Origin of the sequence: Streptomyces sp. NPDC058198, from assembly GCF_042882605.1 — a bacterium.
In the GTDB taxonomy this organism is placed as follows: domain Bacteria; phylum Actinomycetota; class Actinomycetes; order Streptomycetales; family Streptomycetaceae; genus Streptomyces.
This window is the reverse complement of record NZ_JBHVVP010000007.1, coordinates 124,494-135,647: the sequence shown is the minus strand read 5'-3', so window position 1 is coordinate 135,647 and position 11,154 is coordinate 124,494. Positions and strand designations below refer to the sequence as shown.

The 11,154-nt window shown below is 74.6% G+C and carries 1 protein-coding gene (cut by a window edge); it reads right to left on the bottom strand.

Annotation, left to right across the window (positions count from 1 at the left end; all coding sequences use genetic code 11):
- Positions 1–13: 13 nt before the first annotated feature.
- Positions 14–11,154: the 3' portion of a type I polyketide synthase gene (locus ACFVWW_RS23760; RefSeq protein WP_386879015.1), read on the bottom strand. 17,347 nt of this gene lie beyond the right edge of the window; 11,141 of the gene's 28,488 nt are visible here — the last part of the coding sequence; its start codon lies off the right edge, out of view; it ends in the stop codon at positions 14–16.

Sequence of the window (11,154 nt, the reverse complement as noted above, 5' to 3'; positions counted from 1 at the left end):
CGTCACTCTCGCGCTACAGGTCGGACTGGCCGTTGAGCGCGGCCCGCACCAGGTCTGCCACGGCCATCGAGTCGATGGACTCGTCGGATTCGTCGTCCTCTGCCGGGGCCGTCCCGCCCCGCCCTGCCAGCTGGAGCAGCGGCTCCAGTACGCCGATGTCCCGCAGCTGTGCGAGCGGTACGGAGGCCAGCAGGGCCCGGATCTCCGCCTCTTCCGCGTCGGTCCGCGCGTCGGGGCCCTCGTCGGGGACGAGCTGCCCGAGCACGTGCTCACCGAGGGCCGTGGGGGTCGGATGGTCGAAGACGAGCGTCGCGGAAAGGCTCAGGCCGGTGGCCGCGTTGAGCTGGTTGCGCAGCTCGACGGCTCCGAGCGAGTCGACTCCGAGGTCACGGAAGGACCGTTCGGCGCCGACGGCGTCGGTGTCCGGGTAGCCCAGTACCTGGGCGGCCCGGGTACGGACCAGATCCACGACCACTTCGAGGCGCCGGTTCGCCCGCATGCCCACGAGCCGGTCCCGCAGGCCGGCTTCGCCCGCGCCGCTCTCGGGCGCCGCGGCCGTCGCGGCCACCATGTCCCGGTATCCGGGGAACTCCCGGAGCAGGGCGCTCGGCCGGGCCGCGCCGAAGGCGCCCACGAAGCGTTCGAGGGCGACCTCGGCGACCACCGCCGTCGGTTCCGTTCCCATGACCAGCCGCAGGAGTGCCTCGCAGGCCAGCTCCGGGTCCATGGCGCCGACCCCGGCGCGCTTGGCGGCCTCGTCGGCCCCGGCCCCTTCGGCCATTCCGCCGCCGCCCCAGGCGCCCCAGGCGATCGAGGTCGCCGGGAGGTCCAGCGCCCGGCGCCGCTCGGCCAGTGCGTCGAGTACCGCGTTCGCCGCCGCGTAGTTGGCCTGGCCGAGGTTGCCCACGGCCGCGGAGGCGGAGGAGAACAGGACGAACGCCGTGAGGTCCAGATCACGGGTGAGCTCGTCGAGCAGGAAGGCCGAGGTCACCTTCGAGCGGAAGACCGCCTCGAACCGCTCCGGGGTGAGCCGGTCGAGCACGCCGTCGTCCAGGACACCCGCCGCGTGCACCACGCCGGTCAGCGGGTGCTCGGCCGGGATGTCCGCGAGTACGGCGGCGAGTTGGGCGCGGTCGGCGACGTCGCACGCGGCGACGGTGACGCCGGTGCCCAGCCGGTCGAGTTCGGCCCGCAGGCCGGCCGCGCCCGGTGCGTCCTGGCCGCGGCGGCTGAGCAGCACCAGGTGCTGGACGCCGTCCCTGGCCAGCCGGCGGGCGACATGGGCGCCGAGGGCGCCGGTGCCCCCGGTGATGAGCACCGTGCCCTTCGGATCCCATACGCGGGCGGGGTGCTTGCCGGGCGCCTGTACCAGCCGGCGGGCGAGGACCGCGGAGGCCCGTACGGCGATCTGGTCCTCACCGTCCGTCCCGGCCAGCGCTCCGGCGAGGCCCGCGGCCGTCCGCTCGTCCAGCTCCTCGGGGAGGTCGATCAGACCGCCCCAGCGCTCGGGGTACTCCAGCGCGGCGACGCGGCCCAGGCCCCAGACGGCGGCCTGGAGCGGGTTGTGTGGCGTGTCCGCGCGGTTCACGGACACCGCACCCCGGGTGACGGCCCAGAGCGGGGCGTCGATCCCGGCGTCACCCAGCGCCTGCAGCAGCACCGCGGTGAGGGCGACGCCCTCGGGCACGCTGCCCGCCGTGGTGTCCCGCAGCGCCAGGAGCGAGACGACTCCGGCGAAGGCCGTGCCGTCCTCGGCGCGCGCGTCCTCGGCGAGGGCGCGGAGTTCCCCGGCGAGCGTGGCCCGGTCCGGCGTGCCGGCCGCTACCCGTACCACCGTGGTGCCCAGCGCGTCGAGCGCGGCGCGGACCCAGGTGTCCTCGGTCTGTTCCTCGGGGACCACGGCGAGCCAGGTGCCCGTCAGCGGCTTGCGGTTGGCGGTGGTGGCGCCGGCCAGCGGCTTCCATACGATCCGGTGCCGCCAGCCCTCCACGACCGACTCGTCCTGGCGGTGCCTGCGCCAGTCGAGCAGCGCGGGAAGCACCTTGGACAGCGTGTCGCCCTCGATGTCCAGGACGGATTCCAGGGAGGCGAAGTCCTCCTGCTCCACCGCCTCCCAGAACGCGCGGTCGGTCGCGTCCGACTCCTGCGAGGCGGCCGCGCCGGCCGTACCGGGCAGGGCGTCCGGCCAGAACCGGCCGTGCTGGAAGGCGTAGGTCGGCAGGTCCACCCACTGGGCGCCGGTGCCCGCGAAGAACGCGGACCACCTCGGGCTCACCCCGTGGACGTGCAGCCGGGCGAACGCGGTCACCAGGGTGGCTTCCTCGCCGCGGCCCTTGCGCAGGACCGGCACGGCCACCGCGCCCTGCGGCGCCGACTCCTGGGCCATCGCGGAGAGCACCGCGTCCGGACCCAGTTCCAGGAACGTGGTCACGCCGCGGTCCGCCAGCGTCCGTACGCCGTCGGAGAACCGGACGGCCTCCCGTACGTGCCGCACCCAGTAGGCGGCGGAGCACAGCTCGTCGGCCGTCGCGAGGCCGCCGGTCAGGTTGGACACCACCGGGATCCGGGGCGCCTGGAAGGCCAGGCTCTCCGCGACCCGCTGGAAGTCCGCCAGCATCGGGTCCATCAGGGGTGAGTGGAAGGCGTGCGAGACGCGCAGCCGGCTGGTCTTACGGCCCTGCTCCTGGAGCCGGGCCGCGACCTCCAGGACCACGTCCTCGTCGCCGGAGATCACCACCGATGTCGGTCCGTTGACCGCGGCGATGGAGATGCGCTCGGACAGCAGCGGAAGAACCTCGTCCTCCGTCGCCTGTACCGCCACCATCGCACCGCCGGACGGCAGCGCCTGCATCAGCCCGGCGCGCGCCACCACCAGGCGGCAGGCGTCCTCCAGGGAGAACACCCCCGCCACATGCGCGGCGGCGATCTCACCGATCGAGTGACCGGCCACGAAGTCCGGCGTCACACCCCACGATTCCACCAGCCGGAACAGCGCCACCTCGATGGCGAACAGCGCCGGCTGGGTGAAGCCCGTCTCGTTCAGCAGATCGGCGTCCTCGCCCCAGATCACCTCACGCAGCGGACGGTCCAACTCACCGTCCAGCCGCGCCAGTACGGCATCGAGCGCCTCGGCGAACACCGGGAAGCCGTCGTACAGTTCCCGGCCCATCCCCAGCCGCTGCGAACCCTGGCCGGAGAAGAGGAACGCGCGCTTGCCGATCCGTTCCACCTGGTTCTCGACCACGTGCGGGACGGTGCTGCCCTCGGCCAGCGCCGCGAGGCCGTCGAGCAGACCCTCGCGTTCGGTGACGGTGACGGCGGCCCGGTGCTCGAAGACCGAGCGGGTGGTCGCGAGCGAGAAGGCCAGATCGGCCAGGGCGGTGTCCGGGTGCGCGGTCACCTGGGCGAGCAGTCGGCGGGCCTGGTCGCGCAGCGCGCTCTCCGTCCTTCCGGACAGCAGCACCGGCAGCGTTCCCGCCTCGCGTGCGGCCCCTTCGGGGGCCGTGGGAGCCGTGTCGGCGTCGGCCGACGGTGCCTGCTCCAGGATGACGTGCGCATTCGTACCGCTGGCGCCGAACGAGGAGACTCCGGCGCGGCGCGGGCGGCCCGCGTCCGGCCAGGCGACCGGCTCGGTGAGCAGCCGGGCGGCGCCCGCCGTCCAGTCCACGTGCGACGACGGCGGCTGCGCGTGGAGCGACTTCGGCAGGGTGCCGTGCCGCATCGCCATCACCATCTTGATCACACCCGCGACGCCGGAAGCGGCCTGGGTGTGGCCGATGTTGGACTTCAGCGAGCCGAGCAGCACCGGGCGCTGCGGGTCACGGTCCTGGCCGTAGGTGGCCAGCAGGGACTGCGCCTCGATCGGGTCACCGAGCTTGGTTCCGGTGCCGTGTGCCTCCACCGCGTCCACATCGGCGGGCGCCAGGCCGGAGTTGGCGAGCGCCTGCCGGATCACCCGCTGCTGCGCGGGTCCGCTCGGCGCGGTCAGTCCGTTGGAGGCGCCGTCCTGGTTGATGGCGGAGCCGCGCAGGACCGCCAGGACGTGGTGGCCGTTGCGCCGCGCGTCGGAGAGCCGCTCAACGACGAGCATGCCCACGCCCTCGGCCCAGCCGGTGCCGTCCGCCACTTCGGAGAACGCCTTGCACCGGCCGTCGGAGGACAGCGCGCCCTGGGCGGTGAATTCGACGAAGCCCACCGGGGTGGCCATGACGGTCACCCCACCGGCCAGCGCGATCGAGCACTCTCCCGAACGCAGTGCCTGCGCCGCCAGGTGGAGGGCCACCAGGGACGAGGAGCATGCCGTGTCGACCGACACCGTGGGCCCCTGGAGGCCGAAGGAGTACGCCAGCCGGCCGGACAGGAGACTCGCCGACTGGGCCGTCTCCCACTGTCCGAACTCCTTCGGCGGCCGGTAGTCACCGCTGCCGCCGCCGACGTAGACGCCGGTGGTCGCGCTCCCGCGGAGCGTCGCCGCGTCGATACCGGCCCGCTCCAGCGCCTCCCAGGCGGCTTCGAGCACGATGCGCTGCTGCGGGTCCATCACCATGGCCTCGCGCGGAGAGATGCCGAACAGGCCGGGGTCGAAGTCGGCCGCGTCGTAGAGGAAGCCGCCGTGGCCGGTGGCGCTGCGTCCGCGGCCGCCCTCCGTTCCGCCGCCGAGCAGGGTGTCGAGGTCCCAGCCGCGGTCCGTGGGGAACTCACCGACGGCGTCGGTCCCTTCGGTGACGAGCTTCCACAGGTCCTCGGGGGAACCGACGCCTCCCGGATAGCGGCAGGCCATGCCGACGATCGCGATGGGGTCGTCGCCGATGTGACCCGAGGCCGCCACGGGCGCCGCGACGTCCGGCAGTTCGCCGAGCAGCACGGTCCGCAGATGACCGGCCAGTTCGGCCGGGGTCGGGTGGTCGAACACAAGGGTGGCCGGCAGGCTGAGGCCGGTCGCGGCCATGAGCTGGTTGCGCAGGTCGACGGCGGTCAGCGAGTCGAACCCGAGGTCACGGAACGGCAGGTCGGACTCGACCACGCCGGCGTCCGCGTGTCCCAGGACCACGGCGACCTTCCCGGTGACCAGGGAGAGCAGCGCGTCCGCCCGTTCGGCTTCGGGCAGTTCCAGCAGCCCCTGCCGGTAGGTGCCGGCGGCGGACTGCTCGTCCCGGCGCTCGCGTTCGGCGGCGGCGATGGCGGCGCGGGCCTCCGGGAGGTCCGCCAGCAGGGTGCTGCGGCGGCCTTCGGTGAAGGCGGGGGCGAAGGTCTCCCAGTCCACGTCGGCGACGGTCACCGCGCTCTCGCCGTCGGCGAGGGTGCGGCCGAGCGCGGCGAGCGCCGCGTCGGCGTCCATCACGGGCAGTCCGTTCATCCGCAGATGCGCGGCCATGGTGCGGTCCACGGCATCCGTCCAGGCGCCCCAGGCGACCGACAGGGCGGTGGCGCCCCGGTCACGGCGCTGGCGTGCGACGGCGTCCACGTACGCGCCGAGCGCCGCCTGTGTCTCCTGGCCGCGGACACCCCAGACTCCGGCGATCGATCCGAACAGGACGAACGCGTCCAGCGGCCGGTCGCCGAGGACGGCGTCCAGCTGGACGACTCCGGCCAGCGCCGCGGACAGTGCCGCGGCTCCGGAGCCGGTGTCGCCGGCGGCCTCCTCGGCGTGGATCACCGCGGTCAGTGGCCTGTCCTCGGGGATCGCCGCCAGCAGCGCGGTCAGCGCGTCGCGGTCGGACACCTCGCAGACGGCGGCCGTGACGGTGGCGCCGAGCCGCGTCAGTTCGGCTTCGAGCGCGGCCGCGCCCGTCAGGTCCGACTCCTGACGGCCGGTCAGTACGAGGTGCTGGGCGCCCTCGCGGGCCAGCCAGCGGGCGGCGCGGGCGCCCATCGTTCCCGTACCCCCGACGACGAGGACCGTGCCGGTGGGCCGCCACGAGCCGCCCGCCGGGGACGGTGCCGTACGGCTCAGCCGCCGGCCGAAGGCCCCGGTGGCGCGGACCGCGATCTGGTCCTCGCCGTCCTGGCCGGCCAGGGCCGCGGCGAAGCGGGCGCCCGTCAGGGCGTCGATGGCCTCGGGGAGGTCGACGAGTCCGCCCCAGCGGTCCGGGTGTTCCAGTGCGGTGACCCGCCCCTGGCCCCATACGGCGGCCTGTCCGGCGTTCACCAGGTGCTCCGACGGGGCCACGGAGACGGCGCCCCGCGTGACGCACCACAGCGGCGCGTCGATCCCCGCCTCGTCCAGCGCCCGCAGCAGCGCGGTCGGCCACGCCAGGTCCTGCGGCAGATGCGCACCGGTGGCTTCCGCATCCGGGCGGGCGGCGGCGAGCAACGACACGACACCGGCGTAACCGGTCCCGTCCTCGCGCGCCGTCGCCAGCCGCCGCGACAGCTCCGCGTGGTCGGCCGCGTCGGCCTCCACCCGTACCGCCCGTGCGCCCAGTGCCGCGACGGCGTCGGACATCCAGGTGTCCTCGGCGCCGGAGGCCGGCACGAGGACCAGCCAGTCGCCGGACGGCGCGGCCGTGGCCGGTGCGGTGAGCGGCGTCCAGCTCTCGCGGTAGCGCCAGTTCTCGCCCGCGGACTGCTCGCCCCTGCGGCGGCGCCACGCGGAGAGCGCGGGCACCATCGTGGTGACGGTGTCGCCGTCCAGGTCCAGCGAGGCGGCCAGCGACTCCAGGTCCTCCCGCTCCACGGCCGACCAGAACTCGGCGTCCACCGGGTCCGGGGCACCGACGGCGGCCGGGGCCGCCGGCTCGGGCCAGTACCGCTCGCGCTGGAAGGCGTACGTCGGCAGCTCGACGCGGCGCGCGCCGGTGCCCGCGAAGAACGCGGACCACCGCGGGTCCGCTCCGTGCGTGTGCAGGGTGGCCAGCGCGGCGGCCACGGCCGCCTCCTCGCCCTGGGCCTTGCGGAGCAGGGGCACCACGGCCGGGGCGGGCTCGACGCCCTCCAGGCTCTGCTGGGCCATGGCGGAGAGCACGCCGTCGGGGCCGAGTTCCACGAAGGTGCTGACGCCGGCGTCCCGCAGGGTGCGGACACCGTCGGCGAACCGGACGGCCTCCCGTACGTGCCGCACCCAGTAGGCGGGCGAGCCCAGCTCCCGCGCCGTGGCGACCTCACCGGTCAGGTTCGACACCACGGGGATACGGGGCTCCTCGAACGCGAGGCCCTCGGTGACCCGGGCGAAGTCCGCGAGCATCGGGTCCATCAGCGGCGAGTGGAACGCGTGGCTCACCCGCAGCCGCCTGGTGCGGCGCCCGTCCGCGGCGAAGAGGTCGGCGATCTCCAGGACGGCGTCCTCCGCACCGGCGATGACCAGCGCCTCGGGGCCGTTGACCGCGGCGATCGAGACATGCTCACCGAGCAGCGAGGTGACCTCGTCCTCGGTGGCCTGCACCGCGACCATCGCGCCGCCCTGGGGCAGGGCCTGCATCAGCGAGGCGCGCGCCGCGACCAGCCGGCAGGCGTCCTCGAGCGGGAACACGCCCGCCACATGGGCGGCGGTGATCTCACCGATGGAGTGTCCTGCCACGAAGTCCGGGGTGATGCCCCACGACTCCATCAGCCGGAACAGCGCCACCTCGACGGCGAAGAGGGCCGGCTGGGTCCATCCCGTCTCGTCCAGCAGTTCCGCCTCGAAGGTGCCCGGCTCGGCGAACAGCACCTCCCGCAGCGGGAATTCCAGCTCCGTGTCCAGATGGGCGAGCACCGCGTCGAGGGCCTCGGCGAAGACGGGGAACCGCTCGTACAGCTCCCGTCCCATGGCGGCCCGCTGGCTGCCCTGGCCGGAGAAGAGGAACGCGGTCCTGCCGGGGGCGCGGCTCGCGACGCCGCGCGCGGCCTCCCGTACGCCGTCGGGCCCGGCCAGCAGCACCGCGCGGTGCGGGAAGGCCGTACGGTCCGACACGAGCGAGTGGCCGATGTCCAGGGGCGAGAGCCCGGTGTGGCGCTCGGTGAAGGAGGTGAGCCGCTCGACCTGGGCCTGGAGCGCCTCACGGGTCCTGCCGGACACGATCCACGGCACGACCGTCGGCGCGACGGCCGGGGCGGCGGTCTCCGGGTCGGCCGGGGGCTGTTCGACGGCGGGTGCCTGCTCCACGATGACGTGGGCGTTCGTACCGCTGACGCCGAAGGCCGAGACGCCGGCCCGGCGCGGCCGACCGGTCTCCGGCCACGCCTGCGGCTCGCGCAGCAGTGACACGGCCCCCGCGGACCAGTCGACGTGCGCCGACGGGGTGTCGATGTGCAGGGTCTTCGGCAGGGTGCCGTGCCGCATGGCCATCAGCATCTTGATCACACCCGCGACGCCCGCCGCGGCCTGCGTGTGACCGATGTTGGACTTGACCGTGCCGAGGAGCAGCGGGCGCTCGCGGTCCCGGCCGTACGTGGTCAGCAGGGCCTGCGCCTCGATCGGGTCGCCGAGGGTGGTGCCCGTGCCGTGCGCCTCGACGGCGTCGATGTCGGCGGTGGCCAGTCCGGCGTCGGCGAGCGCCTGCCGGATCACCCGCTGCTGCGAGGGGCCGTTGGGGGCGGTGAGCCCGTTGGACGCGCCGTCCTGGTTGACGGCGGTGCCGCGGATGACGCCGCGCACCTCGTGCCCGTTGCGTACGGCGTCGGAGAGCCGCTCCAGCACCAGGATGCCGACGCCCTCGGACCAGGCGGTGCCGTCGGCGCTGTCGGAGAACGCCTTGCACCGGCCGTCGGGGGCCAGCCCGCCCTGGGTGCTGAACTCGACGAAGGAGTCGGGGCTCGACATCACGGAGACGCCGCCCGCGATCACCAGCGAGCACTCCCCCGAGCTGAGCGCCTTGCCGGCCCAGTGCAGCGCCACCAGCGAGGACGAGCAGGCGGTGTCGATGGTGACCGCCGGGCCCTCCAGGCCGAGCGCGTAGGAGAGCCGGCCCGACATGACACTGGCGGTGTTGCCGGTGGCCACATAGCCCTGCACGTCGGAGGCGGACCTGCGCAGCAGGGTGGGGTAGTCCTGGCCGTTGGTACCGACGAAGACGCCGGTGGTGGAGCCGCGCAGTCCTGACGGGTCGATACCGGCCCGCTCCAGCGCCTCCCAGGTCGCCTCCAACAGCAGCCGCTGCTGCGGGTCCATCGCCAGGGCCTCACGCGGCGAGATGCCGAAGAAGCCGGCGTCGAAGTCGGCGACCCCGGTGAGGAATCCGCCGTCGAGGGTGTCCGAGGCGCCCGCTCCGAGCGCCTCGATGTCCCAGCCGCGGTCGGCAGGGAACGAGGAGATGCCGTCCCCGCCGTCCTGGAGCAGCTGCCACAGCTCCTCCGGCGAGGACACCCCGCCGGGGAAGCGGCAGCTGATGCCGACGACGGCGATCGGGTCGTCGTCCACCGGCCGGCCGGTGGCGACCGGGAGCGCCGCCGACGCGTCGGGCAGCGAGCCGACCAGCTCGGCGAGCAGGAACTCCGCCATCTCGCGCGGGGTGGGCAGGTCGTACACGAGGGAGACGGGCAGGCTCAGCCCGGTGACGGCGGCGAGCCCGTTGCGCAGTTCGAGCGTCGTCAGTGAGTCGAAGCCCAGGTCGCGGAAGGCGCGGTCGTCCTCGATGTTCCTGGCGTCGGAGTGCCCCAGCACCGCGGCCACCTGGGCGCGCAGCAGGTCGAGCACGTAGCCGCCACGCTCGGCCTCGGGGAGTTCCGCGAGCCGCCGGCGCAGCTCCGGTTCCCCGGCGGCCGCCCCGACCGACGCGGTGGCGGCCTGCCGTACCTCGGGCAGGTCGCTGATGAGCGGCAGGGGGCGGGTCGAGGCGAACGCGCGGAGGAAGCGGCTCCAGTCGATGTCGGCGACCGCGACGGCCGTGTCGTCGTGTTCGACGGCCTGGAGCATGGCGCGGACGGCGGGTTCCGGCGCCAGCGGCTCGAATCCGCCGCGCCGCACCCGGCTCTCGATCTCCGCGGCGTCGGCGACCATGCCGGATCCGGCCCAGGGGCCCCAGGCGACGGAGAGGGCCGTCAGGCCGTGTGCGCGCCGGTATTCAGCGAGGGCGTCGAGATAGGCGTTGGCCGCGGCGTAGTTGCCCTGTCCGGCGGCGCCGAAGACGCCGGCCGTGGAGGAGAAGAGGACGAACGCCGACAGGTCGAGGTCCGCGGTCAGCTCGTGCAGATTGCGCGCGGAGACGACCTTGGAGCGCAGTACGGGAGTGAAGTTGTCCGCCGTCAGCGCGTCCACGACGCTGTCCACGACGACACCGGCCGTGTGGAAGACCGCGGTGAGCGGCGCGTCCTCGGGGACGGAGGCGAGCAGGGCGGCCAGGGCGTCATGGTCCGCGACATCGCAGGCGGCGATGGTGACCCGGGCGCCGAGTTCGGTGAGTTCGCGGCGCAGCTCGTCGGCGCCGGGGGCGTCCTCGCCCCGTCGGCTGGTGAGCAGCAGATGTCCGGCGCCGGAGCGGGCGAGCCCGCGGGCGACATGCCCGCCGAGGCCGCCGGTGCCTCCGGTGATCAGCACGGTGCCCGACGCGTCGAGCGGGCGCCCGGCCGTGGCCGGTGCGGCGGGGCTGTGGGCGAGGCGGCGTACGAACACGCCGGAGGCGCGTACGGCAGCCTCGTTCTCGCCGGCGGCGCCGGCCAGGACGCCGCGCAGCCGGCGGCCGGCGTGGGAGTCGAGCTGCTCGGGCAGGTCGACGGAGCCGCCCCAACGGCCGGGATGTTCGAGCGCGACGACGCGCCCGAGTCCCCAGACGGCCGCCTGGTCGAGGCTGACGACATGCTCCGAGCGGCCGACGGACACCGCGCCGCGGGTGACGCTCCACAGCGGTGCGTCGATCCCCGCGTCACCGAGCGCCTGTACGGCGACGGTCGTCAGGGCGAGCGAAGCGGGGACACCGGAGTGCGCGACGCCTTCGCAGCCGGCGAGGGCGAGCAGCGACAGGACGCCCGTGAAGCCGCCGTCCTCGGCGCCGAGTGCCTCCAGTCGCGCGGCGAGCGCGGCGCGGTCAACCTCGGTGACCTCGACCGTGACGGTCTGCGTCCCGAGGGCGCCGACGACCTCGGCGGACCACGCGGCGTCCTCCGCGCGGGCCGGGGTCAGGACGAGCCAGCGCCCTGACAGCACGGTCGGCGCGGTGGAGCCGGTCTGCGGCTTCCAGGTGACGCGGTAGCGCCAGGCGTCCACCGCGGACTGCTCACCGCGGCGGCGGCGCCAGGCGG